Origin of the sequence: Streptomyces sp. NPDC056296, assembly GCF_042268605.1 — a bacterium.
Classification (GTDB): Bacteria; Actinomycetota; Actinomycetes; order Streptomycetales; family Streptomycetaceae; genus Streptomyces.
This window is the reverse complement of sequence record NZ_JBHJRX010000009.1, coordinates 73,574-100,175: the sequence shown is the minus strand read 5'-3', so window position 1 is coordinate 100,175 and position 26,602 is coordinate 73,574. Positions and strand designations below refer to the sequence as shown.

The following is a 26,602-nucleotide window of genomic DNA, read 5'->3' as shown; positions in this document are numbered from 1 at the left end:
CGGTGTTCGTACCGCACTCCTGGAAGGCCTCTGCAAGGGCCTCTGGAAGGCATGCCGACAGGCCCGCCAGCGGGCCCGCTGGGAGATCCTGCCAGAGATCTGTCAGGAGACCTGCGCCGCGCGCAGTTCCATCGCGCGGCGGGCGGTGTCCTCGCTGTCGTACACCTCGCACATGTGCCGCCCGTCGGGTGTGGCCGTGTGCTCGACCTCCCAGAGGGAGACCTCCGCGCCGTCCCGCAGCAGGAACGCGTGCTCGTAGAGCGAGAAGCCGATCCGGGCGCGGCCCGCGCGGCCGGGGCCGCCGAACGCCTGGGTGATCTGGTGCGCGGACGCCGTCGCCAGCAGCGCGGCGACGTCGGCGCCGGGCCGGTCCGGGTTCTCCGCGCGGCGCAGCAACCGGCGGGCGTGGTCCGCCGAGGCGTCGGGGACGTAGGAGTGCCGCGGGGCGGGGACCGGGGACAACTGCACCTGCACCGGCAGCTCGAAGTCCGGTGTGTCCGGCGGCAGCGCCAGCCGCGCGGTGGCGGTGCGCAGCTCCTCCTCGTCGACGTACACCTCGTGCTGCGGTTCACTGCCCGGGGCGGTGTTGTGGACGAGCTCCCAGAGCGTGACCGACGAGCCGTCGGCGAGCAGCCAGGTGTGCCGGTACGTCTCGCGGTGCAGCCCCGCGCTGTGGTGCGCGGAGTGCAGGGAACCGTCGTGCGCCAGCGCGCAGTCCAATTGCCGAATCGTCTCGTCGGGCAGCTCGAACGAGTTCAGTGCGCGACCGAGCAGTCGCATGAGGTGCTCCTCCGGAGACTCGGGCGACTCGGGTGGTTCGTACGCTGCCGTCTCGTACGGAACGCTCAAGGTTTCTCCCGGCGTTGCTGCATGTCACCTTGTGGGTGCATACCGTAGCCCCTCGGTCGGACATCATGTCCGGGAACCGAGAAAACGTACGCCCGAAAAACGCGCGGACCGCGCGAAAAGTTCCCGCGCGACCCGACGAAACGTCAAAATCCGCTGTTCAGAGGCCTGTTCGCGACGATCACGACGTCCCCGATGAGCGAACTGTCGTAGAACCACTTGGCGGGGGTGTCACCCTGCCCGCCCTGGACGTCCCGCAACCCTGCGCTCGGATCCGGTCAACCCGCCCTGGAAGGCCTCCCGTAGAGCTCCCCGTACGACGGCCACGCCCCGCCCGGCCCGTCCACCGGCTCGGCGGCCAGGACGGCGCGCACGATCGCGCGCGTCACCATGTCCGCGCCCGCCGCCAGCACCTCGTTCAGCGCGAGCGGCTGCCCCGCGTCGAGCGGACGCTCCCCGGTCGCCAACGTGAACACCGTGTCTCCGTCGCTGAGCAGGTGCACCGGCCGCACGGCGCGCGCGATGCCGTCGTGCGCCGTGCCGGCCAGCTTCTGCGCCTGGGCCTTGGACAGGTCCGCGTCGGTGGCGACCACGGCGAGCGTGGTGTTCAGCGGGGGCGGCGCGTTCCTCGCCGCGACCTCGGCCAGACGACGCCCCGCCGCCTCGTGGACGCCCGGCGCCGGGTACTCCACCCGTCCGCCCCGGAACAACTCCCCGTACAGCACCCCCGTTTCCGGATCCGTCACCGACCCCGCCGCGTTGGCCACCACCAGCGCCGCCACCGTGATCCCCGAGTCCAGCACGGTGCTCGCGGTGCCGATACCGCCCTTCAGTGTGCCGACCACAGCTCCCGTGCCCGCCCCGACAGATCCCTCGGTCACCCCCGCGCCCGGCGCGCTCGCCTGGGCCGCCTCGGCCGCCGCCCGTCCGGTGGCCGCGTCCGGCCTGGCCCGGAAGTCGCCCCCGCGCCCCAGGTCGAAGACGCACGCCGCGGGCACCACCGGCACCACGTGCGCGGGGTCCGGGCCGACGCGCACCCCGCGTCCCCGCTCCTCCAGCCAGGCCATCACCCCGGACGCCGCGTCGAGCCCGTACGCGCTGCCGCCGGTCAGCACCACCGCCTGGACCTTCTGCACCAGGTTGCGCGGATCGAGCGCGTCCGTCTCCTTGGTGCCGGGGCCTCCTCCGCGCACGTCCACGGCGGCGACCGCCCCTCCCTCCGGCGCGAGTACCACCGTCGTGCCCGTGAGCCACCCGTCGCCGGTGCGCGTCGCGTGCCCCACCAGCAGACCGGCCACATCCGTCAATGCGTCAACTGTCATGCCGCCAGTCTCGTCCAGGCACCGGCGCCTGGCGGCGGTACCGGGGAACATCAGGGGGGGGCACCGGGGGCATCAGGGGGCAGTGCGGCATAAGGGGGACGCCCGGGGGCCTACTTGGAGATCCGCTGGGGGCCTACGGGGGGGCGCCCTGAGCCACTGCGCCGACATGGCCACCCGCATGATCACGTAGCCGAGGACGACGGCGGTCCAGTCGTGGTCCTCGAAGGCCCGCGAGACCCCGGCCGCGAGGACGAGCACACCGGCGATCTGCACCAGGGTGACGATCCGGTAGGGCACGTCGTCGTTGTCGTAGGCCGAGGCGAACCAGGTGAAGTTCATCCACGCCCACCAGATGGCGAAGAAGACCATCGCGTAGTTGAGGACGCCTTCGCCGGCGTGGCCCTCGGCGACGGAGTGCACCAGCTGGACGCCCGCCTGGGCGACCGCGACGACGAAGCACAGGTCGAAGAAGAGCTCCAGCGGCGTGGCGGCACGGTGCGCCTCGTGCCGGCCGCGGGCCGCGAGCCGGCGCACCGGCGGCCGAACGCGGGGCGGGCCGGAGGACGCGCTCGCGGGGGGAGGGCTGGACATCATGGCTCCCAGCACAGCAGAGACGGCGCGGACGCGCCCCCGGACGGCACCGGAGGGGCCGTACCCTGGAGCCATGAGCACCGGCCCCGAACCCGAGCCCCGCGCGCCCCGGCCCGCGCTGGTCTTCGACGACCCGCTGGACCAGCAGACCTCGGACGACACCGACCGGGGATGGGGCGAGCGGCCCGAGGGCGACAGCGCGGCCGACCTGAAGCGCTTCCTCGACGAGAAGCCGCCCCACCACCTGTGAGCCGTGCGGGTATCCGCACGCCGCCGGGCCCCTCCTCCCGCCGTGGGCGGTTCTACGGGCGGTCGTGACCGGAACCGCGCTGCGCGACCAGCGCGTCCCGGATCTCCTTGAGCACCTCCAGCTCGGAGACCTCCACGATCTCCTGCGTGCTCTCCTTCGCCTTGCGGCGGGCCTCCTGCCGCGCGAGGTACTTCGCCATGGGCAGGACCATCAGGAAGTAGACGACGGCCGCGGTGATCAGGAAGGTGAGGGTGGCTCCCAGCACCGCCCCCCAGAGGATTCGCACGCCCGTGGCGGTGTCGCCGGTACCGGTGCACGGACCCTTGAGGCAGGAGCTGTAGCTGTCCAGGCTCTTGGTGCCGAAGGCTCCGATCAGGGGGTTGATGACCCCCTTCACCACCGAGTTGACGATGTTGGTGAAGGCGGCGCCGATGACCACCGCCACCGCCAGGTCGACGACGTTTCCGCGCATCAGGAAGGCCTTGAAACCCTGCCAGACGCTCGGCTCGTTCTTCTCGCTCACCTCGGGGGCTCTCCTCGTGTGCACAGGTCTCGTGCGAACGGATCTCGCACGAACAGGGTGTGGAACAAAACGCTCCGCAACCTACGTCAGCGCTGTGCCATCCTGTCCAATCAGGTCCTTCGAACGAGCGACTTGACGGGCTCAGCACAGCGTCACCGCCAGCCGCGACAAGGCGCTCGCGCCGACCAACCGGTGCGCGGTGGCGCGCGGCACCGAGACCACCACCAGTGCCCCGCCGGCCGCGGTCCCGTCCATGGGCTCGGGCACCTCCGCCACCAGCGCTCCGCGCGCGATCACGGAGGCGTCGTCCGCGCCGCCGTCCCCGGCCGCGACGACGTCGACCCGGTCGCCAGGACCGAGCAGCCGCACCGTGGCCGCGTCGGCGATCCGCACCGGGGCCGTCACGAGTCGCGCGCCGTGCCGACTACCTGCCGCCTCCCTCGCCCTCGCCCTCGCCCTCTCCCTCTCCGGCTCCGTCTGCCTCTCCGGCTCCGTCACCGGGTGCCCGCGTGCCCGTTGGGTGTCCTGTGCGTCGACGCCCGGGTGCGGGCCCGCCGCGACCAGCGCCGCGGCGGTGACGGCGAGCCCGGCGGCCACGGCGCGCCGCCGGTGGCGTACGAGCCGGTGCAGCAGATGACCTCCACCGCGCACCCGGACCGGGGCGAAGTGCGGTACCTCGCACGTGGGCGGCGCGTCGGTGCCGAGCGGGAGTGGTAGCGGTAGCGGTAGCGGGGAGGGAACGGTGGAACGGGACACGGTGACCACCACCTGTGACGAGGAGACGACGAGGGATCGGCTTGCGCTCCCACGATGAGGCTTCTCGCCGTCGCCCGCCGGAGCCCGTGTGTCCCGGGCCGGTTGTGGACAACTCCCTCACCTGAACGGGACGTTCCGGCCCCCAAACCTCACCGGCCCCAGGCCACCGCCTGCCCTACGGCAGCGCGATCCCCGGATCCATCCCGCCCAGCGCCGCCCCGCACCGGCAGTCCCGCTCCCCGGTCGCCGGCAGCGCGGCCACCGCGTCGAACAGGACGCCCCGCAGCCGGTCCACGTTCGCCGCGAACACCCGCAGCACCTCCTCGTGCGAGACGCCCTCGCCGCTCTCCGCGCCGGCGTCGAGGTCGGTGACGAGGGTCAGCGAGGTGTAGCAGAGCTCCAGTTCACGGGCGAGCGCCGCCTCGGGGTGGCCGGTCATGCCCACCACCGACCAGCCTTGCGCCCGGTGCCACAAGGACTCCGCGCGGGTCCCGAAGCGCGGCCCCTCGACCACGACCAGGGTGCCGCCGTCCACCGGCTCCCAGTCCCGCCCCCGGGCCGCCTTCAGCGCGGCGGCCCGTCCGGTGGAGCAGTACGGGTCGGCCAGCGACACGTGCACCACGTTGGGCACCGTGCCGTCGGGCATCGGCAGCCCGTCGAAGTACGTCGACGGGCGGGACTTCGTACGGTCGACGAACTGGTCCGGCACCAGCAGCGTGCCCGGCCCGTACTCGGGGCGCAGGCCGCCGACCGCGCACGGGCCGAGGACCTGGCGCGCGCCGACCGAGCGCAGTGCCCACAGGTTGGCCCGGTAGTTGATCCGGTGCGGCGGCAGATGGTGGCCGCGCCCGTGCCGGGGGAGGAAGGCGACCCGCCGGCCGGCGACCTCGCCGAGGAAGAGGGAGTCGCTGGGCGGACCGTACGGGGTCTCCACCTCGACCTCGGTCACGTCGTCGAGGAACGAGTAGAAACCGGAGCCGCCGATCACGCCGATCTCGGCATTCACCTTGTTCGCCATGCCCGCACCCTAACCGCCCCGGAAAACGCCGAGGACCCCGTCGTCGGACGACGACAGGGTCCCGTAAGAAGTCCTGATGTGCCTTACGCGGCGGTGGTGCTGGAGGAGGAGCTGCCGGAGCTGGACGACGACCCCGAGCTCGACGACGACCCCGAGCCCGACGACGAACCGGAGTCCGAGGACGTCGACGAAGAAGAGGACGACGAGGACGTCGAGGACTTCGACGCCGTCGAGCTGCTGGACGAGCTGCCGCGGCTGTCGTTGCGGTAGAAGCCGGAGCCCTTGAAGACGATGCCGACCGCCGAGAACACCTTCTTCAGGCGGCCCTGGCAGTTCGGGCACTCGGTGAGGGCGTCGTCGGTGAACTTCTGCACCGCCTCGAGGCCCTCGCCGCACTCGGTGCACTGGTACTGGTACGTCGGCACTTGTCTTCCTCCTGGCACTCTCACTCGATGAGTGCTAACAGTCGTCAATAGTAACCCGTGCGGCAAGCGAATGAAGTAACGTACATCACCTGTCCACGGACAGCGGTCAGGGCTTGACCGTCATGAGGGCAATTGCCCAAGTGAGAAGTCGCGTTGGCGACGGAGTCACAGTGACGTATTCCGTGGATCTCATTCTCACGTCACATCTCACCGATCGCGGCAGGTTCGCGATGGCCTGCGCCGCGCGTGACCACTCTGGCCACGCGCGGCGGCGCCAGCCGCGACCGCAGCGCCACCAGCGTCGCCAGCGCGAGCACCGTGCCGCCCATCGGCACCAGGAACCCGGCACCGCCCCAGAGGCGGTCCTCCAACTGCCCGGAGACGGTCACGGCCGCCGCCTGGCCGAGTGCCACGGCGCCGGTCAGCCAGGTGAAGGCCTCGGTGCGGGCGCCGGCCGGGACCAGCCCCTCGACCAGCGTGTAGCCGGTGATGAGGGCGGGCGCGATGCACATGCCGACGAGCAGACCGAGGCCGGCCAGCACGAGCACCGAGTGCGCGGCCCACAGCCCGGACGCGGTCAGCGCGAGGGCGGCGTACCCGACCAGGAGGCGCCGCTGCGGGGCGACCTTCCAGGCGATGGCGCCGCAGGCCAGGCCGGAGAGCATGTTGCCCGCGGCGAAGATCCCGTACAGGACGCCGTTCAGCCCGGGCTCGCCGATCGACTCGGTGAACGCGGCCAGCGAGACCTGCATGCCGCCGAAGACGGAGCCGATGCCCAGGAAGACCACGATCAGGACGCGCACCCCGGGGATGCGCAGCGCCGGAACGTGCTCCGCGCGCGCGTGGTCGCCGTCGGCGCGGCCGACCGTCGGCTGGGTGCTCTTCTGGGCGGCGAACAGCAGACCGCCCACCAGGGTGAGCGCCGCCTCCGTGACCAGGCCCGCGGCCGGGTCGACGGTCGTGCACAGGGCGGTGGCGATCAGCGGGCCGAGGACGAAGGTCAGCTCGTCCGTGACGGACTCGAAGGCGGCCGCCGTGCCCATCAGGGGGGAGCCCTTGAGCTTCACGCCCCAGCGGGCGCGCACCATGGGTCCTACCTGTGGCACCGAGGCACCGGTGGGCACGGCCGCCACGAACAGCGCCCACAGGGGCGCGTCCGCGAGCGCGAGGGCGGTCAGGATCAGACCGGACGCCGCGTGCACGAGCACGCCGGGGAGCAGGACGGCGCGCTGTCCGTAGCGGTCCGCGAGCCGGCCGGTGTAGGGGGCGAACACGGCCATGGCGACGCCGGTGACGGCCGCGACGGCGCCCGCGACGCCGTAGGAGCCGGTGGTGTGCTGCACGAGCAGCACGATGGAGAGCGTCAGCATGGCGAAGGGCTGGCGTGCCGCGAAGCCGGGAAGCAGGAACGTCCAGGCGCCGCGGGTGCGCAGCAGCTGTCCGTATCCGGGGCGTGCGGAGTCGGTCGCGGCGTTCCGCTTCCCCTCCGGCGACTTCTTCGACGGGGTGACCGTGGATGCCACGGCCCGTGCCTTTCTGCCGCCTGGTAGCGCGGTCCGCCTCGCGGCTGTCGCCGTGCGGGAGCGCCGAGAGCTGTCCTCTTGCGCGGACTGCGGTAGATGCCGGAGCCCGGTTGGGGAGGGGGCGTGCCGGCCGCCATACGGTCGCGCCAGCTCTGCGTCAGGCAGAGTTGGTTCGATCAGGTGCCGCCTTCATCGTACAGGGGTCAAGAGGGGCGCAACCTGTGAAAGCGCGCACTCCTCTCCTTCACGCCTGCGATTGCCTCACGCTTGCGCTTGCGCTCGCCGCGCACCGCCTGCGCTCGCCGCACACCGGCCCTTGCCGCCCACCGGCCTGCCGCACACCTGCCCTTGCCGCCCACCTGCGCTCGCCTCTCACGCTCGCCGGTGATTGCCGCCGGTGTCTCCGGTGCCCAGCCAGCCGGCCAGCTTGCCGCCGTGGCCGACCGCGCGCAGCCGCGCCTCGGCGGCGTCCCGGACGGGGTCGGTGGCGACCACGAGAAGTTCGTCCCCGCGCCGCAGTCCCGTCGTGGGCAGCGGTACGAACGACTTCCCGTCGCGGACGACCAGCGTGACGGCTGCCCCGGTCGGCAGCCGCAGCTCGCTGACCTCGACGCCGTGCATCTTCGAACCCTCGGGGATCGTGACGGACAGCAGATGCCCGCGCAGCCGTTCCAGGGGCGCCGACTCGATGCCGAGGTCGGCGGCCTCGTCCCCCTTGCCCAGGCGCAGCTTGCGGGCCAGCCACGGCAGGGTCGGTCCCTGGATCAGCGTGTAGACGACGACCAGGACGAAGACGATGTTGAAGATCCGGCGGCTGCCCGCGACGCCCTCCACCATGGGGATCGTCGCCAGGATGATGGGCACCGCGCCGCGCAGCCCGGCCCAGGACATCAGGGCCTGCTCCTGCCACGGCACCCGGAACGGCACCAGGCACAGCACGACGCTCAGCGGGCGCGCCACCATGGTGAGCACCAGTCCGATGACCAGGGCGGGCAGGATGTCGTCGCCCAGCTCGTGCGGGGTGACCAGCAGGCCGAGCAGTACGAACATGCCGATCTGGGCGAGCCAGCCGAGCCCGTCGGCGAACCCGCGGGTGGCGGGCCAGTGCGGCAGCCGGGCGTTGCCCATGACCATCGAGGCGAGGTAGACGGCCAGGAAGCCGCTGCCGTGGGCCATGGCGCCGGCGGCGTAGGCCGCGACGGCGATCGACATGACGGCGATGGGGTAGAGGCCGGAGGCGGGCAGCGCCACGTGCCTCAGCCCCAACGACCCCAGCCAGCCGACCGCGAGTCCGATGGCCGCGCCGATGGTCAGCTCCAGGGCGATCTCGCCCAGCAGCACGTACCAGTGCTCGATCGGGCCGGCCGTGGAGAAGGCGACCACCAGGATGACCACCGGGGCGTCGTTGAAGCCCGACTCGGCCTCCAGGATGCCCGTTATCCGCGAGGGCAGCGGGATCCGGCGCAGCACCGAGAAGACGGCCGCCGCGTCCGTGGAGGACACCACCGCCCCGACGATCAGCGCCTGCCGCCACTCCAGCCCGGTCAGGTAGTGCGCGCCCGCCGCGGTCACGCCGACGCTGACCGCGACCCCGGCGAGTGCCATCGCGGAGGCGGCCGGCAGGGCCGGTTTCGCCTCCTTCCACTTCGTGCCGAGACCGCCCTCGGCCAGGATCACGACCAGGGCGGCGTACCCGATGACCTGGACCAGTTCGGCGTTGTCGAACTGGATGTCGCCGATGCCGTCCTGGCCCATGGCGACGCCGATCGCCAGGTAGACGAGCAGGCTGGGGAGCCCGCTGCGCGAGGAGATCCGGACCGCCGCCACGGCGATGAGCAGGACGAGCGAGCAGACGAGCAGGAGCTGGTTGAGGTGGTGGACAGTCAGCGGCCGTTCCCTTCCCTGGCGCACAGCACGGATCGCGACACGGACCACGGTGCGGATCACAGCACGGACGAGTGCTCCCGCGCGGTGCGCGAAAGTACACCCCCATGGCACACGAGACCGCAGTGCTCTGCGGACAACTACTTCGTTACCTTACCTAACTCTTGACGATTTCTTGACGCTCGGCTTGGCAAGATCGAACGCCCGTGCGTCCCGGTACCCGACTCCGCGTCAAGGGGGCGTGGGCCCTGCGCCTACAGTTGCTCCAGCGTTCAGTACAAAGCACAGCCCGCCCCTGCCGCTCGTGTTAGGACAGCAAGGACAGCGATGCCCCCCACCAACACCGCCTCCACGGGTCAGCAGCCCGGCAAGTCCGGCAGGAAGAAGGGGCGCAAGGCGCGCCTGCTCGTCCTCGTGCTGGTCCTGGCCATCATCGGCGGCCTCGCCTACGGGGCGTACTGGTCCATCAGCACCGTCCGCGCGTCCTTCCCGCAGACCAAGGGCTCGATCACGCTGGAGGGCCTGTCGGGGCCGGTGGACGTCAAGCGCGACGGCTACGGCATCCCGCAGATCTACGCCTCCTCCGACGAGGACCTGTTCATGGCGCAGGGCTACGTCCAGGCGCAGGACCGGTTCTACGAGATGGACGTGCGCCGCCACATGACCTCCGGGCGCTTGTCGGAGATGTTCGGCAAGGGCCAGGTCGACAACGACGAGTTCCTGCGCACCCTGGGCTGGCACCGGGTGGCGAAGAAGGAGTACGACGAGAAGCTGTCGGACTCCACCAAGAAGTACCTCCAGGCGTACGCCAAGGGCGTCAACTCCTACCTGGAGGGCAAGGACGGCAAGGACATCTCCCTGGAGTACGCCGCCCTCGGCTTCACCAACGACTACAAGCCCCAGGAGTGGACGCCGGTCGACTCGGTGGCCTGGCTGAAGGCCATGGCCTGGGACCTGCGCGGCAACATGCAGGACGAGGTCGACCGCGCCCTGATGACCAGCCGCCTCGGTCCCAAGCAGATCGCCGACCTGTATCCGGCGTACCCGTACGACCGGAACAAGGCGATCGTCCAGGAGGGCCAGTACGACGAGCTCACCGAGACGTTCGACGGGGGCGGCACGTCCGGCGGCGGCGACGACTCCTCGTCCGGGACCGGCACGGGCACCGGGACGGGTACGGGCACCGGGGCGGGTACGGGCACCGGGGCGGGTACAGGTACGGGCAATGGCATCGGTGCCGGCACCGGCACCGGCACCGGCACGGGCAACGCCCTGCAGGGCCAACTGGCCGGGCTCCAGAACGTCCTGGACGACCTGCCCACCGCCGTCGGCGTGAACGGCAACGGCATCGGCTCCAACTCCTGGGTCGTCTCCGGCGAGCACACCATCACCGGCAAGCCGCTGCTGGCCAACGACCCGCACCTGTCGCCGTCGCTGCCGTCCGTCTGGTACCAGATGGGCCTGCACTGCCGCAACGTCTCCGCGAAGTGCCAGTACGACGTCGCCGGTTACACCTTCGCGGGCATGCCCGGCGTGGTCATCGGCCACAACCAGGACATCGCCTGGGGCCTGACCAACTCCGGCGTCGACGTCACCGACCTCTACCTGGAGAAGATCACCGGCAACGGCTACCAGTACGACGGCAAGGTGGTCCCCTTCGAGACGCGCGAGGAGACCATCAAGGTCGCCGGCGGCGAGTCCAAGAAGATCGTCGTCCGCGAGACCAACAACGGCCCCCTGCTCTCCGACCGCGACGACGAGCTGGTGAAGGTCGGCAAGAAGGCCACCGTCGACACCGCCGCCCCCGACCGGGGCGACGGCTACGGCGTCGCGCTGCGCTGGACCGCGCTGGACGCCGGCACCACCATGGACGCCGTCTTCGCGATGGACAGGGCGAAGGACTGGGACTCCTTCCGCGAGGCCGCCGCCCTGTTCGACGTGCCCTCGCAGAACCTCGTCTACGCCGACGAGGACCACATCGGCTACACGCTGCCCGGCAAGATCCCGGTGCGCGCCGAGGACCACGACGGTTCGGTCCCGGCACCGGGCTGGACCTCCAAGTACCGCTGGACCGGCGAGTACATCGACCCGGACGAGCTGCCGTACGAGTACGACCCGGAACGCGGCTACATCGTGACCGCCAACCAGGCCGTCGTCGACGCCGACGAGTACCCGTACACGCTGACCACGGACTGGGGCTACGGCACCCGCAGCCAGCGGATCACCTCCCTGATCGAGCAGAAGATCAAGGACGGCGGCAAGATCTCCACCGACGACATGCGCCAGATGCAGCTGGACAACAGCAGCGAGATGGCCAAGTTGCTCGTCCCCCAGCTGCTGAAGATCGACGTCGGGGACAAGGACGTCCGCGAGGCGCAGAAGCTGCTGGAGGGCTGGGACTACACCCAGGACGCCGACTCGGCGGCCGCCGCCTACTTCAACGCCGTGTGGCGCAACGTCCTCAAGCTCGCCTTCGGCAACAAGCTGCCCAAGGAGCTGCGGGTCGAGGGCCAGTGCCTGTGGGTCGACCCGGTCAACACCACCGGCCCCGCGGACGAGACCAACAAGGTCCGCGAGTGCGGCCAGCGCGACACCGACCAGGCGCAGCCGGATGGCGGCGACCGCTGGTTCGAGGTCGTGCGCCAGCTGATGGAGAAGCCGAAGAGCGACTGGTGGACGACGCCGGCCAACGGCACCCGCAAGGGCGCCGACCACAACCGCGACGACCTCTTCAAGCGCGCCATGATCGACGCCCGCTGGGAGCTGACCGCCAAGCTCGGCAAGGACATCGACACCTGGAACTGGGGCCGCCTGCACCGCCTGTTCCTGAAGAACCAGACTCTGGGCACCGAGGGCCCCGGCTTCCTGAAGTACGCCCTCAACCGCGGCCCGTGGAAGCTCAGTGGCGGCGAGGCGGCGGTCAACGCCTCCGGCTGGAACGCGGCCGGCGGCTACGGGGTGGTGTGGGTGCCGTCCATGCGGATGGTGGTCAACCTCGGCGACCTCGACAAGTCGCGGTGGATCAACCTCACCGGCGCCTCCGGACACGCCTACAGCGCCCACTACACGGACCAGACGGAGAAGTGGGCGGACGGAGAGCTGCTGCCGTGGGCCTTCTCGAAAAAGGCGGTCGACGCGAGTACGAGCGACACACTGGTGCTCAAACCGTAGCCACCGGTGCTCAAACCGTAGCCACCGGCTGACACCCCGAGGCGGACCCCACGCGCGCGTGGGGTCCGCCTTCGCGTTCACGTGAACCTGCGCACTCCCGACGGCGTCACCACCGCGTCCACCGGCCGGTCGTGGGGCTCGGCGGGGACCTGCGCGACGACCTCGGAGTCGTACAGCAGGACCAGCAGCGCCGGACGCGCGCCCGCCCGGTCCAGCCGCGCCAGGACCCGGTCGTACGACCCGCCGCCGCGCCCCAGCCGCATGCCGCGCCCGTCGACCGCCAGGCCGGGCAGCAGTACGACGTCGGCCTCCGTGACCGAGTCCGGCCCCAGGCGCTCGCCGGCGGGCTCGGACAGGGCCATCCGCCCGCCGTGCCGCACGAGCGTCAGGGAGTCCACCCCGGCGTACTCGCCCCAGTCCAGGTCGTTGTCCGGCAGCAGCGCCGGCAGCAGGACGCGCACCCCCCGCGCGCGCAGCGCGTCCAGGAGCGCGAGGGTGCCCGGTTCGGCGCCCACGGAGACGTATGCCGCCACGGCGTGCGCCCGCGCCACCTCCGGCATCGCGAGCGCCCGTGCGGCCAGTGACTCCGCGGCTTCCCGCACGTCATCCGCCGTCAACCCGTTCCTCACCGTGAGGAACTCCCGCCGCAACGTCCGCTTGTCAGGTTGGGCAGTAGGTCCGATGTGACTCAATGGTCGCTCCCGTACCGCTCTAATGTGCTCATATGAGCGCCAGCCATCCGGAGTCACAGATTCTCCCTATTGGCACCGGATATGGTGGCGCGCATGACTCAGTCCCACCCCAGGATCAGCAAGGCTGTCATCCCAGCAGCCGGTCTCGGTACCCGGTTCCTGCCGGCCACCAAGGCCACTCCAAAGGAGATGCTGCCGGTCGTCGACAAGCCGGCGATCCAGTACGTGGTCGAAGAGGCCGTGGCCGCGGGCCTCGGCGACGTCCTCATGGTCACGGGCCGCAACAAGCGCCCTCTGGAGGACCACTTCGACCGCAACTACGAACTGGAGTCCGCCCTCCAGAAGAAGGGCGACGCGGGCCGGCTGGCCAAGGTCCAGGAGTCCAGCGACCTCGCGATGATGCACTACGTCCGCCAGGGCGACCCCAAGGGCCTCGGCCACGCCGTCCTGTGCGCCGCCCCGCACGTCGGCAACGAGCCCTTCGCGGTCCTGCTCGGCGACGACCTGATCGACCCGCGCGACCCGCTGCTGCAGCGCATGATCGAGGTCCAGGAGCAGTACGGCGGCAGCGTCATCGCCCTCATGGAGGTCGCGCCCGAGCAGATCCACCTCTACGGCTGCGCGGCCGTGGAGAGCACCGAGGACGGCGACGTCGTCAAGGTCGGCGGACTGGTCGAGAAGCCCGACCCGGCCGACGCGCCCTCCAACTACGCCATCATCGGCCGCTACGTGCTCGACCCGCACATCTTCGACATACTCCGCAAGACCGAACCCGGCCGCGGCGGCGAGATCCAGCTGACCGACGCCCTCCAGCAGCTCGCCGAGACGCATACAACAGCGGCTACCGCCGAGGGAAAGGCCGGCGGCCCGGTGCACGGCGTCGTCTTCAAGGGCCGCCGCTATGACACCGGTGACCGGGGCGACTATCTGCGTGCCATTGTCAGACTCGCGTGCGAACGTGAAGACCTGGGCCCGGACTTCCGGACCTGGCTTCGCAGTTACGTAGCCGAGGAGATGTAGGGACGTTGAGCAGCGCAGCGCACCGTGACACCGGCCACGACCACGCCCCCGCGGACTTCGGTCCGGACCGGCTGTGGTCGGTGCAGGACCACCTGGACGACATCCTCGCCACCGTCCGCCCCCTGGAACCCATCGAGCTGAACCTGCTCGACGCCCAGGGCTGCGTCCTGGTCGACGACATCACGGTGCCGCTCTCCCTGCCGCCGTTCGACAACAGCTCCATGGACGGGTACGCGGTGCGGGTCGCCGATGTCGCGGGCGCGAGCGAGGAGTTCCCCGCCGCCCTGGTGGTCGTCGGGGACGTCGCCGCCGGCCGGGCCGACCCGCCGTCCGTGGGCCCCGGCCAGGCCGCCCGCATCATGACGGGCGCCCCGCTCCCGCCCGGCGCCGAGACCGTCGTCCCCGTCGAGTGGACCGACGGCGGGCTCGGTGAGGGCCCGGTGGCCCAAATGCGCGCCCGCAGCCTCGCCCCCGAGGGCGCCGAGGGCCAGGTCCACGTGTACCGCCCGGCCGAGGCACGCGCGCACGTCCGCGCGAAGGGCAGCGACGTCAGGTCCGGCGACCGCGCCCTGGAGGCCGGCACGGTCCTCGGCCCGCCGCAGATCGCGCTGCTCGCCGCGATCGGCCGGGGCAGGGTCCGCGTCCACCCGCGCCCCCGCGTGGTGGTGCTCTCCACCGGCAGCGAACTCGTCCAGCCCGACGAGGAACTGGCCCACGGTCAGATCTACGACTCCAACAGCTTCGCCCTCACCGCGGCCGCCCGCGGCGCCGGCGCCATCGCCTACCGCGTGGGCGCCGTCGCCGACGACGCCGAGACCCTGCGGTCCACCATCGAGGACCAGCTGGTCCGCGCCGACCTGATGGTCACCACCGGCGGGGTGAGCGTCGGGGCGTACGACGTCGTCAAGGAGGCGCTGGCACACGTCGCCGACGAGGACGAGCCGGGCAGCGGAGTGGACTTCCGCAAGCTCGCCATGCAGCCCGGCAAGCCCCAGGGCTTCGGCTCCATCGGCCCCGACCACACCCCGCTGCTCGCCCTGCCCGGCAACCCGGTGTCGTCGTACGTCTCCTTCGAGCTGTTCGTCCGCCCCGCGATCCGCACCCTCATGGGCCTCGCCGACGTCCACCGCCCGACGACCACCGCGTCTCTGGCCACGGAGAAGGCGCTGACCTCGCCGAAGGGGCGCCGGCAGTTCCTGCGCGGCAGCTACGCCGACGGCTCGGTCACCCCGGTCGGCGGCTCGGGCTCCCACCTGGTGGCCGCCCTCGCGCACGCCGACGCGCTGATCGTCGTCCCCGAGGGCGCCGAGTCCGTCGAGCCCGGCGCCGATGTCGAGGTGGTCCTGCTCGGCTGACCCCGCCCGCTTGGCGGTACCGTGTCGCGCACAGCAGGCCCACGCGCCGCACCGCGCCGGGCCCGGACCGGGAGCGCCACACGAGCATGAGTACGCAGGACCGACCCCCGCACCACGGCCAGGACGCGCACGACCCGCAGGACCGGCTGACGCACATCGACGAGGCGGGCGCCGCCCGGATGGTCGACGTGTCCGCCAAGGAAGTGACCGCACGCACCGCGCGCGCGAGCGGACGCGTCCTCGTCGCGCCCCGTGTGGTCGAGCTGCTGCGCGGCGAGGGGGTCCCCAAGGGCGACGCCCTCGCCACCGCGCGCATCGCGGGCATCATGGGCGCCAAACGCACCCCGGACCTGATCCCCTTGTGCCACCCGTTGTCGGTCTCCGGTGTGAAACTGGACCTGTCGGTCGCGGACGACGCCGTGGAGATCACCGCCACGGTGCGCACGACGGACCGCACGGGTGTCGAGATGGAGGCGCTCACCGCGGTCTCCGTCGCCGCGCTCACCGTGATCGACATGGTCAAGGCGGTCGACAAGGGAGCGGTCATCACGGACGTGCGCGTGGAGGAGAAGACGGGCGGCAAGTCGGGCGACTGGAGCCGGGCATGACACTGGACGGACCGAGCGGAGGCGCCCTCCTCGCGCCGTACAGCGCCCTCGTGGTCACCGCCTCCAACCGGGCCGCCGCCGGGGTCTACGAGGACAAGGGCGGGCCGCTGATCGCCGAGGGCCTGCGCCGCTTCGGCTTCGCCGTCGACGGCCCCCGGGTCGTCCCCGACGGCGACCCCGTCGAGGCCGCCCTGCGCGCGGGCGCCGAGGCGGGCTACGACGTGATCGTCACCACCGGCGGCACCGGCATCTCGCCCACCGACCGCACCCCCGAGGCGACGCGGGCGGTGATCGACTACGAGGTCCCCGGCATCGCGGAGGCCGTCCGGGCGTACGGCCGGGACAAGGTGCCGACCGCGGTGCTCTCCCGGGGCCTGGCCGGAGTGGCGGGCGGCACGCTGATCGTCAACCTGCCGGGTTCCTCCGGCGGGGTGAAGGACGGCCTCGCCGTGCTGGAGCCGCTGCTGACGCACGCCGTGGACCAGCTCCGCGGCGGCGACCACCCCAAACCCGCCAGTGGTGGGGGTGCGAACTGAACAGCCCATCCTGGCCCGCGGAGCTGGTGGACGGCGACATCGTCCTCAGGCCGATAAGGCTGCGCGACCAGCGGGCCTGGCGGGAGGTCAACCGGCGCAACCGCGACTGGCTGCGACCGTGGGAGGCGACGATCCCGCCGCCGACGCCCGGCGGCCCGCTCACGCACCGGCCCACCTACCGCCAGATGGTGCGGCACCTCCGCTCCGAGGCCCACGCGGGCAGGATGCTGCCGTTCGTCATCGAGTACCAGGGGCGGCTGGTCGGGCAGTTGACGGTGGCCGGCATCACCTGGGGCTCGATGTGCTCCGGACACGTCGGCTACTGGGTGGACGAGTCGGTGGCCGGCCGCGGGGTGATGCCGACCGCCGTGGCGATGGTGACGGACCACTGTTTCCGCACCGTCGGACTGCATCGCGTCGAGGTCTGTATTCGCCCCGAGAACGCGCCCAGTCGCCGGGTCGTGGAGAAACTCGGATTCCGCGAGGAGGGCCTCCGGCCGCGTTATCTCCACATCGACGGAGCCTGGCGCGACCATCTCGTCTTCGCGCTCACCGCGGAAGAGGTCCCGGAGGGGCTGCTGCGGCGCTGGCACCGGTCACGGGACCGGAGTACGCGGAAGACCGGTAATTGAATAAACGTTCGAAATTGGCCCGTGTGACACCTGAGTGCGACCGTCCGAAACGGATAATTTCGCGACTCTGGTAGTCGGCTGATCGCATCGGTCACAAAAAAAGTTCGAAATATCAGCCAGATCGTGCGACACACCGGCTCAATTGGCGGATGGCCCCAAGCAAACCCCTCTACCGTGTGAGGCGTGAGCAGCAGCGGCCTCATCTACGCAGTCATCGTCGGGGCCTGGGCCGCCTACTTGGTGCCGATGTGGCTCCGTAGGCAGGACGAGCTGAACGAGGCCCGTCCGACGGAACGCTTCAGCACCGCCATCCGGCTGCTGTCCGGACGGGCGGGCATGGAGCGCCGGTACGCCAAGGACCTGCGGTCGCGCTCCGCCGACGAAGCGGAGCCCGACGCCGACGCCCCGGACGCCGCCACCGACTCGGTGGACGTCCGGGCCTTCGCCGTGTCCAGAACGCACCGGCAGCCTCGGCCCGACGCACGGCAGCAGCCCGCGGCCCAGCCCGCGGAGCAGCCCGGACCGGCACGGCAGACCGAACCGGCGCACCAGGAGACCGGCGGACGCCCGCACGGCCCCAGATCCGAACAGTCCTCCGGAGCCGGAGCCGGAGCCGGAGCCGGAGCCGGTGCGGCAGCGGCGCGCAAGCGCGTGCCGCAGGCCCGGCAGGCACCCGTCTCACCGGCGGCCGCGGCCCGTGCCCGGCGCACCAAGGTGCTCGCGCGCCGCCGGCGTACGACGGTGATGCTGTTCCTGGCCTTCACGCTCGGCTCGGTCGTCGCGGCCGTCGGCGGGCTCGCCTTCCTGTGGGCACCCGGGGTGCCCGCCGTGCTGCTCAGCGCCTACATCGTCTACCTGCGTTCGCAGGAACGCCACCGGTTCGCCTTCCACATGGACCGCCGCCAGGCGGAGGTCGCCGCGCAGCGGCTGCGCGACGGCGACCGCCGGCCGCGCCGGCGCACGCCCGCCGACCCCGCCGACCCCGCCGGCACCGTCGGCGACCCCGATGCCGAGGAGCCGGACGACGGACCCGAGGAGGAGCCCGACTCCGGCCTGTCGGCGCTCGCCGCGGACCGGCGCGCGCTGGTGGAGCAGACCGACCACGCCGAGTGGGTCGACCAGCAGCGCGAACGGCAGCGGCGGCCGCAGGGCGACAGCTGGGACCCGGTGCCCGTACCCCTGCCCACCTACGTGACCGCCCCGGTCGCCCCCCGCGCCACGCCCGACGTGGACCTCGCGGCGCCGGACGCCTGGAGCTCGGCACGCTCCAGCGCCGTCGCCGACCAGGAGGACGTGGCGGCCGACCCCGGGCCGGACCACCCGGCGGCCCACACCGAGGACCGGGCGGAGACCCCGGGGCGCAGCGACGCCCGCCGCGCCGCGTCCGCCCGCCGGTCCCGGGAGCGGGGCCGGACCCCGCTCTTCGACCAGTACGAGGACGGGGACCGCCCCCGCGCGGCCAACGAGTAGCCTCCCGCCCGGGCCGCCTGCTCGCCGGTCGGAAGCGATTTTTGAGCAGGCCGGTCGGGGTGCTAAAGTTTCACTCGTCGCAAGGGCCTGTGGCGCAGTCTGGTAGCGCACCTCGTTCGCATCGAGGGGGTCTGGGGTTCAAATCCCCACAGGTCCACGCACATTGGCGAAGGCCCCGTCCGGTCATCACGATCGGACGGGGCCTTCGTCGTATCCGGGTCGCACCCGTAGTCGTTCCCGTACGACCCCGTACGACCCCGTACGACCCTGGCGGACCGTGGCCCGTAAGGCCGAGATAAATCCGTGACCGGGCATCGTGCAACCTTCACCGTTACCAGTGGGTCACCTGTGAGCGGCGTCACCGCAGTGGCGCCGTCTTGTCGTCTGGGGAACGGAAAAGAATATGAGACGTAGCTCCCTGCGCGCGCCGTGGGCTCGCGCGGCAGTGGCCGGAGTGGCCGCTGCGGGACTCGCCACGCTCGGCCTGGCCGGAGTCGCACAGGCGGAGGACGGCCAGGCGCCGCTGCCCGTCACCATCACCGGTCCGGACAAGGTGGACCTGGCGCTGGACGGGGCCGAAGGCGAGCCGGGGGAGCCGCAGATCCGGCTGGGAATCACCGGGCCGGGGGAGTACGACCCGGACAGCGACACGGATCCGGAGCCGGTCCCGAACAACGGCTACAGCGTCACCATCGACGCCACCGCGCTCAACGGCTTCGCCGAGGTCGACCTGCCCTCGTCCTGCGACGTGGACGGACTGACCGCCGTGTGCAACACGAGCAGCCTGTACCCCGGCGACTCCTACAACCCGAGCTGGAGCATCCGCCTCGACCTGAAGGACGGCGCCGAGGCCGGGGACTTCGGCAAAATCGAGGTGACGGGCGAGGGCGAGGGCCTGGAGTTCAACGAGCACACCGTCGACGTCCTGGTCGGCGGGCCGGAACTGCTGAAGAAGAAGCTCCCGGCCGAACCCGGCGACTTCGAGGCCGGTGACACCTACAGCGCCCCCCTCGGCTTCCGCAACGTCGGCAGCATGTCGGCCGACGGCGTGGTGCTGCGCTTCGGCGGCTCGCGCGGCCTGTCCTTCCCCGACTCGTACGACAACTGCTCGTACGCGGAGGAGAACAAGGACGACCTGATCCGCTATCAGAAGGTCGCCCTGTGCACCTTCGAGGGCGAATTCCTGCCGGGCACGGCCTACGAACTCAGCGAGCCGGTCCGGGTGAAGACCGCGGACTTCGCGCTCGGCGACATCTTCCACTACGGCTTCGACGCGGTCGGCGCCAAGGAGGTCGGCGCCCTGCGGTCGGGCGCCGACTACCGGCAGGGAACCGGCGAGACGCTCACCCTGAAGCCGGTCGAGGGCGGCCGGAACGGCGACTACACGAAGTACGCCGAGATCGACCTGCCCACGCAGAACAGCTACGACCTCGACCTCACCGGTGCGCGCGTCGACGGCGAGCAGGGCGAGACCGTCACGGTCGACATCGCCCTGAGCAACCACGGGCCCGCCTGGATCGGGGCGCTGCGCTCGGGCGGTGAGCCGCTGGGCTTCAGCGTGCGGATCCCCGAGGGCGCGAGCGTCGTGGACAGCCCCTGCCGTCCCATGAACGACGAGGCCACGTCCGAGTACCTCTGCTTCGCCGACACCCCGTTCCTGGAGGACGACCGGCGCACCTTCGCCTTCAAGCTCCGCATCGACAGGGTCGTCGAGGGCGCCAAGGGCAAGATCGCCCTTCCGGAGTGGGACAACCCGTGGGAGGGCGACCCGTCCAACGACGCCGGGTGGATCGTGCTGAACGGCACCGGCGACGAGGAGACGCCGGGCGACACCGGCGGGACCACGGGCGGTACCGACGGCGGCGCCACGGGCGGTGCCGGCACCACCGGCGGCTCGGAGACCACGGGCGGCACCGGCACGACCGGCGGCTCGGCCTCCACCGGGGGCGCCACCGGCGGCACCGGCACGGGCGGCGCCGGGTCCACCGGTGGCACGACCGGCGGCCAGTCGCCGCAGGGCGGTCAGGACGGCCAAGGCGGCCTGCTGGCCTCCACCGGCTCCACGGCTCTGCTCGTCTCGGCCGGCGCGGCGCTGGCACTCGCCGCGGGCGGCGTGCTGTTCGCCGTCTCCCGCCGCCGCAGGGCAGCCGACACGGTCTGACGAGGGCCTGATGGTCCAGCGCTACGGGACCTGGAGAGCCTTCGCGTAGCAGAGGCTCTCCTCGTGGAAGCGGTAGAAGCCGAACTTCCCACACGGTTCGTAGCCGCTGGAGGTGTACAGGGCCACGGCCTCCGGCTGCTTGGTGCCGGTCTCCAGCACCATGCGGGTGCGGCCCGCCGCACGGGCGTCCTCCTCCAGGGCGGCCAGGACGCGGCGGGCCAGCCCACGGCCGCGCACCTGCTCGATCACGAACATCCGCTTGAGCTCGGCGTCCCCGTCGAGGTAACCCTCGTCGTTGGTCTCCTGGCTGCGCCAGCCGCCGGAGGCGACCGGGACGTCGTTCTCGTCGTACGCGATCAGGTAGAGGCCGTTCGGCGGCGCGAAGTCCGACGGGTCCAGGTGCGTGGCGTCGCCGCCGTCGCCGTAACGGACGTCGTACTCCGCCTGGACCTCGTCGTTGAGCTTCACGGCGTCGGGGTGGTCGAAGGGGACCCGGCGTATGTTCATGCTACCTACCGTATATTAATGCGTCATCCGGAGCGGGACATCGTCCAGTGTGCCGGTATCGTGCCCTGGTGCTCACCGTGACCAGTGTCAACGTAAACGGTCTGCGCGCCGCCGCGAAGAAGGGCTTCGTGGAGTGGCTCGCCGACACCTCCGCCGATGTGCTGTGCCTCCAGGAGGTGCGGGCCGAGCCCCAGCAGCTGCCCGAACGCGTCCGCACCCCCGACGGCTGGCACGTGACGCACGCCCCCGCCGCCGCCAAGGGCCGCGCCGGTGTCTCCCTCTACACCCGCCGCGAGCCCGACCGCGTCCAGGTCGGTTTCGGCTCGACGGAGTTCGACGCCAGTGGCCGGTACGTCGAGGCCGACCTGCCCGGTGTGACGGTCGCCTCCCTCTACCTCCCCTCCGGCGAGGTCGGCACCGAGCGCCAGGAAGAGAAGGTCCGCTTCATGGGCGAGTTCTTCGCCTACCTCAAGGAGCTTCGCGAGCGGGCCGCCGCCGACGGCCGCGAGGTCGTCGTCTGCGGCGACTGGAACATCGCCCACCGCGAGGCCGACCTCAAGAACTGGCGCGCCAACAAGAAGAACTCCGGCTTCCTGCCGGAGGAGCGCGAGTGGCTGGGACGCGTCCTGGACCCGGCGGAGGGCGGCTACGTCGACGTCGTACGCGCCCTGCACCCGGATGTCGAGGGGCCGTACTCGTGGTGGTCTTACCGGGGGCGGGCCTTCGACAACGATTCCGGATGGCGCATCGACTACCACGTGGCCACCGCGGGGCTGGCCGCCAAGGCGGTCAAGGGCCACGTCGAGCGGGCCGCCACGCACGCCGAGCGCTGGTCCGACCACGCGCCGGTGACGGTCGTCTACGACCGCTAGACACTCGTCAGTCCTCTCCGCCTTCTCTGCTCGGCTGCCGTATCCGCCGGTCCAGCGCCAGGGACAGTTCCGCCTCGATCACGCTGCGGGCGAGCGGGCGCAGGCGGTGGAGTTCCTGTTCGGGGGCGTGGCGCAGGATCAGGTCGGCGAAGAGGTCGGCGAGGGCGTCGGCGTGTTCGCGGACGAGGGCGCCGGCCTGGAGGACCTCGCCGAGCGGGATGCCCTCGCGGACCAGGGCCGAGGAGACCTCCAGCAGGCGGTGGCTGATGTGGACGAGTTCGTCGCCGTCGGTGCCGAGGTAGCCGAGGTCCATCGCGGCGGCGAGGTTCTCCGGGGTGACCTCGCCCTCGAAGCGGGCGGCGAGTTCCTCGGGGGTGAGGCGGACCGGGGTCTCCTCGGTGGGTTCGCCGAGGCCGAGCAGGTCGCCGACGTCGCGGCCGTGGTCGAAGGCGTCGGCGAGTTCCGCGATGCCGTTGAGGGTGTGGCCGCGTTCCAGGAGTGCCGCGATGGTGCGCAGGCGGGCCAGGTGGTGGTCGTCGTACCAGGCGATGCGGCCCTCGCGGCGGGGCGGGGGGATCAGTTTGCGTTCGCGGTAGAAGCGCAGGGTGCGCACCGTGATGCCGGCCAGCCGGGCCAGGTCCTCCATGCGGTATTCGCGCTTCTCGGTCACGGCGTCGAGCCTACGGCGTACCGTCGGTAACTTTCCTCGCGTGCCCCCTACCCATCAGTACGGTGCTGCTCTACTCTCCCCATTGCGCCAGTGTTCACTGGCAGAGTTCTAGGCGACGCGTGGAGGCTTCGGGATGGCCGAGCACGAGCAGGTTCAAGAACACGTGCGGGTGGCGGTGATCGGGTCCGGCTTCGGCGGGCTGGGGGCCGCCGTGCGGCTGCGGCGCGAGGGGGTCACGGACTTCGTGGTGCTGGAGCGGGCCTCCAGCGTCGGCGGCACGTGGCGGGACAACAGCTACCCCGGGTGCGCCTGTGACGTGCCGTCCCACCTGTACTCCTTCTCCTTCGCCCCCAACCCGGAGTGGCCGCGCACCTTCTCCGGGCAGGAGCACATCCGCGCCTACCTGGAGCACGTGACCGACACCTTCGGGCTGCGCCCCCACCTCCGCTTCGACTCGGAGGTGAAGCGGATGGCGTGGGACGGCGAGCGGCTGCGGTGGGAGATCGAGACCACGAGCGGGAATCTCACCGCCGACGTCGTCGTCTCCGCCACCGGGCCGCTGTCGGACCCCAAGACGCCGGACATCCCGGGTCTTGACTCCTTCCCCGGCAAGGTCTTCCACTCGGCCCGCTGGGACCACGACTACGACCTCACCGGCAAGCGGGTCGCCATGATCGGCACCGGTGCCTCCGCGATCCAGATCGTGCCGGCCGTCCAGCCGAAGGCCGGCCGCCTCACCCTCTTCCAGCGCACCCCGGCCTGGGTGATGCCCCGCATGGACCGGCCGATCAGCGGCGCCGAGCGAGCCCTGCACCGGGCACTGCCCGTCACCACCAAGCTGCGCCGCGGGCTGCTGTGGGGCATCCGGGAACTCCAGGTGCAGGCCTTCACCAAGCACCCGAACGAGCTGGGCTTCGTCGAGCAGATCGCCAAGCGCAACATGGGTGCCGCCATCAAGGACCCGGCCCTGCGCGCCAAACTCACCCCCGACTACCGCATCGGCTGCAAGCGGATCCTGCTGTCGAGCGAGTACTATCCGGCGCTCGCCAAGCCCAATGTGGACGTCGTCGCGAGCGGGCTCAGCGAGGTGCGCGGCTCGACCCTCGTCGGCGCCGACGGCACCGAGGCCGAGGTGGACGCGATCATCTTCGGCACCGGTTTCCACGTCACCGACATGCCCATCGCCGAGCGTGTCGTGGGCGCGGACGGGCGGACCCTCGCCGAGACCTGGAAGGGGGGCATGGAGGCGCTGCGCGGTGCCTCGGCGGCCGGCTTCCCGAACTTCATGACGGTCATCGGGCCCAACACCGGCCTCGGGAACTCGTCGATGATCCTGATGATCGAGTCGCAGCTCAACTACATGGCCGACTACCTGCGCCAGATCAACGTCCTCGGCGGCCGGGCCGCCCTCGACGCCCGCCCCGCCGCCGTGCGGAACTGGAACCACCGGGTGCAGGAGCGCATGAAGCGCACGGTGTGGAACACCGGCGGCTGCACGAGCTGGTACCTGGACGCGAGCGGCCGCAACACCACCGTCTGGCCCGGCACGACCGCCGAGTTCCGGCGCGTGACGCGGCGCGTGGATCTCGCGGAGTACGAGGTGCTGCGCCCGGCCGTCGCCGGGGCGCGCGTCGGAGCAGCCGCCGGGGCGTCCGCGAACACCGGCGCGGACGCGAACGCCAAGGCCGAGGCGGCCCCCGGCGGCGCGGGCGCGAACGCCGAGGTGGCCCCCGGCGGCGCGGGCGCGAACGCCAAGGTGGCCCCCGGCGGCGCGGGCGCGAACGCCAAGGTGGCCCCCGGCGGCGCGGGCGCGAACGCCGAGGTGGCCCCCGGCGGCGCGGGCGCGAACGCCGAGGTGGGCGCGTGAGCCGTCTGCTGCACGTCGCCGCCGGGCCGTACGCGCCGCCCGTCCCCGCCCGGGAGCTGACCGTCACCGCCGCCGACGGCGCCCGGATACACGTCCAGGTGCACGGCCCCGAGCACGCCCCCGCGGTCGTCCTCGCGCACGGCTGGGCCTGCTCGACCGCCTTCTGGGCGGCGCAGGTCCGCGCGCTGGCCGTCGACCACCGGGTCGTCGTGTACGACCAGCGCGGGCACGGCCGCAGTCCGGCGAACCCCGCGTGCGGCACCGAGGCCCTCGCCGACGACCTCGAAGCCGTCCTCACGGCCACGCTCGCGCCGGGCGAGCGGGCGGTGATCGCCGGGCACTCCATGGGCGGGATGACGGTGATGGCCGCCGCGACCCGGCCCGCGGTGCGCGAACACGCGGCAGCCGTCCTGCTGTGCAGTACGGGCAGTTCGCGGCTGGTGGCCGCCTCGACCGTGGTGCCGCTCGGGGAGGGCCGGGTGCGGACCTGGCTGACCCGGCGGATCCTCGGCTCCCGGGCGCCGCTCGGGCCGGTCACGCCCCTCGCGCGCAGGATCCTCAAGTACGGGACGATGGGCCCCGGTTCGGCCCCGCACATGGTCGACGCCTGTGCCCGCATCGTGCACGCCTGCCCGCGCAGGGTGCGCCACGCCTGGTCGGAGGTGCTGGACCTGCTCGACCTCGACCAGGGCATAGGGGAGTTGACGATGCCGGTGGAGGTCGTCGTCGGCACCGCGGACCGGCTGACCCCGCCCGTGCACGCCCGCTCGCTGGCGGCCGCGCTGCCGAACTGCGTGGGTCTGACGGAGCTTCCGGGTCTCGGCCACATGACGCCGGTGGAGGCGCCGGAGCTGGTCACCGGGAAGATACGGGCCCTCGCCGCCACCTACATATCCGAGGCACGCAGCGAGCGTGCCGTACACGCCGAGGAGAGCGCATGAGCAGGGTGAGCCTGGAAGGGCGGGTCGCGGTCGTCACCGGAGCCGCGCGGGGCGTCGGGGAGTTGCTGGCCCGCAAGCTGTCCGCGCGCGGGGTGAAGGTGGCGCTGGTCGGTTTGGAGCCGGACGCGCTCAAGCAGGTCTCCGCCCGGCTGCACAGCGAGAGTGAGCACTGGCACGCCGACGTCACCGACCACGAGGCGATGGCCCGGGTCGCGGGCGAGGTCAAGGAACGCTTCGGCCGGATCGACATCGTCGTCGCCAACGCGGGCGTCGCCACCGGCGGGCCCTTCGTCGACTCCGACCCGGAGTCCTGGCGGCGGGTCGTCGAGGTCAACCTGATCGGCTCGGCGGTGACGGCCCGCGCCTTCCTGCCGGCGCTGCTGGAGAGCCGCGGCTACCTGCTCCAGATCGCGTCCCTCGCCGCCATCACCCCCGCGCCGATGATGAGCGCCTACTGCGCCTCCAAGTCCGGTGTCGAGGCGTACGCGCACTGCCTGCGCGGCGAGGTCGGGCATCGGGGCGTGAAGGTCGGCGTCGGCTACCTGTCCTGGACCGATACCGACATGGTGCGCGGCGCCGACCAGGACGACGTCATGCGCGAACTGCGCCAGCGGCTGCCCTGGCCGTCGAACAAGACGTATCCGCTGGGCCCGGCGGTCGACCGGCTCGTGGAGGGCATCGAGCGCCGCTCGGCTCACGTCTACGGGCAGTGGTGGCTGCGCGGCATGCAGGGGATGCGCGGCTACCTGCCGGCCGTCATCGGCACCGTCGGTCAGCGCGAGATGCGGCGCTTCGGGGACCGGCTCGACAGTGTGCGCACGGGCCTGGTCGGTGCGGGCGGAGCGGCCGACGAACAGCGTCCGACCAGCACGACTACGGTCCGTAAGTGATCGACATGCGCACGGTCACGGCCCATGTGAATCTGATCGAGCCAGGCCGATCCGGCCGGGCCCGAACATCAC

Annotated in this window: 24 protein-coding genes, 1 tRNA gene and 1 pseudogene; 14 read left to right on the top strand and 12 right to left on the bottom strand. The window is 71.8% G+C overall.

All coding sequences use genetic code 11. The annotated features are described in order from the left end of the window. Positions 1–102: 102 nt before the first annotated feature. The 3 genes and pseudogenes from ACFCZF_RS08790 to ACFCZF_RS08780 form a co-directional block, all read right to left on the bottom strand. Positions 103–849, bottom strand: coding sequence for a DUF6227 family protein (locus tag ACFCZF_RS08790; RefSeq protein ID WP_376671057.1), 747 nt, complete (start codon positions 847–849; stop codon positions 103–105). Between the two features lie 275 nt (positions 850–1,124). Beyond that, positions 1,125–2,168, bottom strand: coding sequence for a P1 family peptidase (locus ACFCZF_RS08785; RefSeq protein ID WP_376671056.1), 1,044 nt, complete (start codon positions 2,166–2,168; stop codon positions 1,125–1,127). Between the two features lie 120 nt (positions 2,169–2,288). Continuing rightward, a pseudogene (locus ACFCZF_RS08780) lies at positions 2,289–2,759 on the bottom strand (low temperature requirement protein A); the annotation flags it as partial. Positions 2,760–2,832: 73 nt separating this feature from the next. Between ACFCZF_RS08780 and ACFCZF_RS08775 the strand changes: the two are divergent. Further along, the gene (locus ACFCZF_RS08775; protein WP_376671055.1) at positions 2,833–3,009 is read left to right on the top strand and encodes a hypothetical protein; all 177 of its coding nucleotides are present in this window, start codon (positions 2,833–2,835) and stop codon (positions 3,007–3,009) included. A gap of 52 nt (positions 3,010–3,061) precedes the next feature. Here ACFCZF_RS08775 and mscL read toward each other — a convergent pair whose 3' ends face one another. The 6 genes from mscL to ACFCZF_RS08745 form a co-directional block, all read right to left on the bottom strand. Next, on the bottom strand, positions 3,062–3,532 hold the full coding sequence (gene mscL, locus ACFCZF_RS08770) for a large conductance mechanosensitive channel protein MscL (protein ID WP_376671054.1): 471 nt from the start codon (positions 3,530–3,532) through the stop codon (positions 3,062–3,064). A gap of 141 nt (positions 3,533–3,673) precedes the next feature. Beyond that, positions 3,674–4,300, bottom strand: a complete 627-nt coding sequence (locus ACFCZF_RS08765) for a hypothetical protein (RefSeq protein ID WP_376671053.1) — start codon at positions 4,298–4,300, stop codon at positions 3,674–3,676. Between the two features lie 163 nt (positions 4,301–4,463). Further along, entirely contained in the window at positions 4,464–5,306 is an 843-nt protein-coding gene (locus tag ACFCZF_RS08760) for an S-methyl-5'-thioadenosine phosphorylase (RefSeq protein ID WP_376671052.1), read from the bottom strand. Positions 5,307–5,389: 83 nt separating this feature from the next. Beyond that, a complete protein-coding gene (locus ACFCZF_RS08755; RefSeq protein ID WP_376671051.1) occupies positions 5,390–5,731 on the bottom strand; it encodes an FmdB family zinc ribbon protein in 342 nt (113 codons plus the stop codon). Positions 5,732–5,931: 200 nt separating this feature from the next. Continuing rightward, positions 5,932–7,254, bottom strand: a complete 1,323-nt coding sequence (locus ACFCZF_RS08750; protein WP_376671050.1) for an MFS transporter — start codon at positions 7,252–7,254, stop codon at positions 5,932–5,934. A gap of 372 nt (positions 7,255–7,626) precedes the next feature. Next, positions 7,627–9,189 carry a potassium/proton antiporter gene (locus ACFCZF_RS08745; protein ID WP_376671049.1) on the bottom strand — a complete coding sequence of 521 codons (1,563 nt, stop codon included), beginning with the start codon at positions 9,187–9,189 and terminating at the stop codon, positions 7,627–7,629. A gap of 276 nt (positions 9,190–9,465) precedes the next feature. Between ACFCZF_RS08745 and ACFCZF_RS08740 the strand changes: the two genes are divergently transcribed. Then, positions 9,466–12,309, top strand: a complete 2,844-nt coding sequence (locus ACFCZF_RS08740) for a penicillin acylase family protein (RefSeq protein WP_376671048.1) — start codon at positions 9,466–9,468, stop codon at positions 12,307–12,309. 77 nt (positions 12,310–12,386) lie between these two features. Here ACFCZF_RS08740 and ACFCZF_RS08735 read toward each other — a convergent pair whose 3' ends face one another. Continuing rightward, positions 12,387–13,001, bottom strand: a complete 615-nt coding sequence (locus ACFCZF_RS08735) for a 5-formyltetrahydrofolate cyclo-ligase (protein WP_376671047.1) — start codon at positions 12,999–13,001, stop codon at positions 12,387–12,389. A 93-nt stretch (positions 13,002–13,094) separates the two neighbouring features. On the opposite strand from ACFCZF_RS08735, the gene galU reads away from it, so the two are divergent. From galU to ACFCZF_RS08695, 8 genes are all read left to right on the top strand, one after another. Further along, positions 13,095–14,021 (top strand): UTP--glucose-1-phosphate uridylyltransferase GalU, encoded by a 927-nt coding sequence (gene galU / locus ACFCZF_RS08730; RefSeq protein ID WP_375909757.1) that lies wholly within the window; start codon positions 13,095–13,097, stop codon positions 14,019–14,021. Between the two features lie 5 nt (positions 14,022–14,026). Continuing rightward, on the top strand, positions 14,027–15,376 hold the full coding sequence (glp, locus tag ACFCZF_RS08725; RefSeq protein WP_376671046.1) for a gephyrin-like molybdotransferase Glp: 1,350 nt from the start codon (positions 14,027–14,029) through the stop codon (positions 15,374–15,376). A gap of 86 nt (positions 15,377–15,462) precedes the next feature. Then, positions 15,463–15,984, top strand: a complete 522-nt coding sequence (gene moaC / locus ACFCZF_RS08720) for a cyclic pyranopterin monophosphate synthase MoaC (protein ID WP_345632714.1) — start codon at positions 15,463–15,465, stop codon at positions 15,982–15,984. Beyond that, positions 15,981–16,520, top strand: coding sequence for a molybdenum cofactor biosynthesis protein B (locus ACFCZF_RS08715; protein ID WP_376671045.1), 540 nt, complete (start codon positions 15,981–15,983; stop codon positions 16,518–16,520). Before moaC ends, ACFCZF_RS08715 begins: the two co-directional genes overlap by 4 nt. A gap of 23 nt (positions 16,521–16,543) precedes the next feature. Then, entirely contained in the window at positions 16,544–17,152 is a 609-nt protein-coding gene (locus tag ACFCZF_RS08710) for a GNAT family N-acetyltransferase (protein WP_375909785.1), read from the top strand. 183 nt (positions 17,153–17,335) lie between these two features. Further along, entirely contained in the window at positions 17,336–18,622 is a 1,287-nt protein-coding gene (glpR, locus tag ACFCZF_RS08705; protein WP_376671044.1) for a gephyrin-like molybdotransferase receptor GlpR, read from the top strand. A gap of 83 nt (positions 18,623–18,705) precedes the next feature. Continuing rightward, a tRNA-Ala gene (locus ACFCZF_RS08700) sits at positions 18,706–18,779 on the top strand. 246 nt (positions 18,780–19,025) lie between these two features. Further along, positions 19,026–20,783, top strand: coding sequence for a hypothetical protein (locus ACFCZF_RS08695; RefSeq protein ID WP_376671043.1), 1,758 nt, complete (start codon positions 19,026–19,028; stop codon positions 20,781–20,783). A gap of 21 nt (positions 20,784–20,804) precedes the next feature. Here ACFCZF_RS08695 and ACFCZF_RS08690 read toward each other — a convergent pair whose 3' ends face one another. After that, the gene (locus ACFCZF_RS08690) at positions 20,805–21,290 is read right to left on the bottom strand and encodes a GNAT family N-acetyltransferase (RefSeq protein WP_375909747.1); all 486 of its coding nucleotides are present in this window, start codon (positions 21,288–21,290) and stop codon (positions 20,805–20,807) included. Positions 21,291–21,358: 68 nt separating this feature from the next. On the opposite strand from ACFCZF_RS08690, the gene ACFCZF_RS08685 reads away from it, so the two are divergent. Beyond that, complete coding sequence (locus ACFCZF_RS08685) at positions 21,359–22,162, top strand: exodeoxyribonuclease III (RefSeq protein WP_376671042.1); 804 nt, start codon at positions 21,359–21,361, stop codon at positions 22,160–22,162. A gap of 7 nt (positions 22,163–22,169) precedes the next feature. On the opposite strand, the gene ACFCZF_RS08680 is transcribed toward ACFCZF_RS08685, so the two are convergent. Next, entirely contained in the window at positions 22,170–22,832 is a 663-nt protein-coding gene (locus ACFCZF_RS08680) for a MerR family transcriptional regulator (protein WP_376671041.1), read from the bottom strand. A 133-nt stretch (positions 22,833–22,965) separates the two neighbouring features. Between ACFCZF_RS08680 and ACFCZF_RS08675 the strand changes: the two genes are divergently transcribed. Genes ACFCZF_RS08675 through ACFCZF_RS08665 form a run of 3 tightly spaced genes read left to right on the top strand, consistent with a single transcriptional unit; the run spans position 22,966 to position 26,530 of the window. Then, positions 22,966–24,699, top strand: coding sequence for a flavin-containing monooxygenase (locus tag ACFCZF_RS08675; RefSeq protein ID WP_376671040.1), 1,734 nt, complete (start codon positions 22,966–22,968; stop codon positions 24,697–24,699). Then, positions 24,696–25,640 carry an alpha/beta fold hydrolase gene (locus ACFCZF_RS08670; protein WP_376671039.1) on the top strand — a complete coding sequence of 315 codons (945 nt, stop codon included), beginning with the start codon at positions 24,696–24,698 and terminating at the stop codon, positions 25,638–25,640. Before ACFCZF_RS08675 ends, ACFCZF_RS08670 begins: the two co-directional genes overlap by 4 nt. Beyond that, entirely contained in the window at positions 25,637–26,530 is an 894-nt protein-coding gene (locus ACFCZF_RS08665) for an SDR family oxidoreductase (RefSeq protein WP_376671038.1), read from the top strand. The genes ACFCZF_RS08670 and ACFCZF_RS08665 overlap by 4 nt, the downstream gene beginning before the upstream one ends. Positions 26,531–26,602 lie beyond the last annotated feature (72 nt).

Coding starts and splice junctions, on each gene's coding strand:
- ACFCZF_RS08690 (WP_375909747.1), bottom strand. CDS start 21,290: ATGAACATACGCCGGGTCCCCTTCGACCACCCCGACGCCGTGAAGCTC.
- ACFCZF_RS08665 (WP_376671038.1), top strand. CDS start 25,637: ATGAGCAGGGTGAGCCTGGAAGGGCGGGTCGCGGTCGTCACCGGAGCC.
- ACFCZF_RS08675 (WP_376671040.1), top strand. CDS start 22,966: ATGGCCGAGCACGAGCAGGTTCAAGAACACGTGCGGGTGGCGGTGATC.
- galU (WP_375909757.1), top strand. CDS start 13,095: ATGACTCAGTCCCACCCCAGGATCAGCAAGGCTGTCATCCCAGCAGCC.
- moaC (WP_345632714.1), top strand. CDS start 15,463: ATGAGTACGCAGGACCGACCCCCGCACCACGGCCAGGACGCGCACGAC.
- ACFCZF_RS08695 (WP_376671043.1), top strand. CDS start 19,026: ATGAGACGTAGCTCCCTGCGCGCGCCGTGGGCTCGCGCGGCAGTGGCC.
- ACFCZF_RS08775 (WP_376671055.1), top strand. CDS start 2,833: ATGAGCACCGGCCCCGAACCCGAGCCCCGCGCGCCCCGGCCCGCGCTG.
- ACFCZF_RS08760 (WP_376671052.1), bottom strand. CDS start 5,306: ATGGCGAACAAGGTGAATGCCGAGATCGGCGTGATCGGCGGCTCCGGT.
- ACFCZF_RS08785 (WP_376671056.1), bottom strand. CDS start 2,168: ATGACAGTTGACGCATTGACGGATGTGGCCGGTCTGCTGGTGGGGCAC.
- ACFCZF_RS08715 (WP_376671045.1), top strand. CDS start 15,981: ATGACACTGGACGGACCGAGCGGAGGCGCCCTCCTCGCGCCGTACAGC.
- ACFCZF_RS08740 (WP_376671048.1), top strand. CDS start 9,466: ATGCCCCCCACCAACACCGCCTCCACGGGTCAGCAGCCCGGCAAGTCC.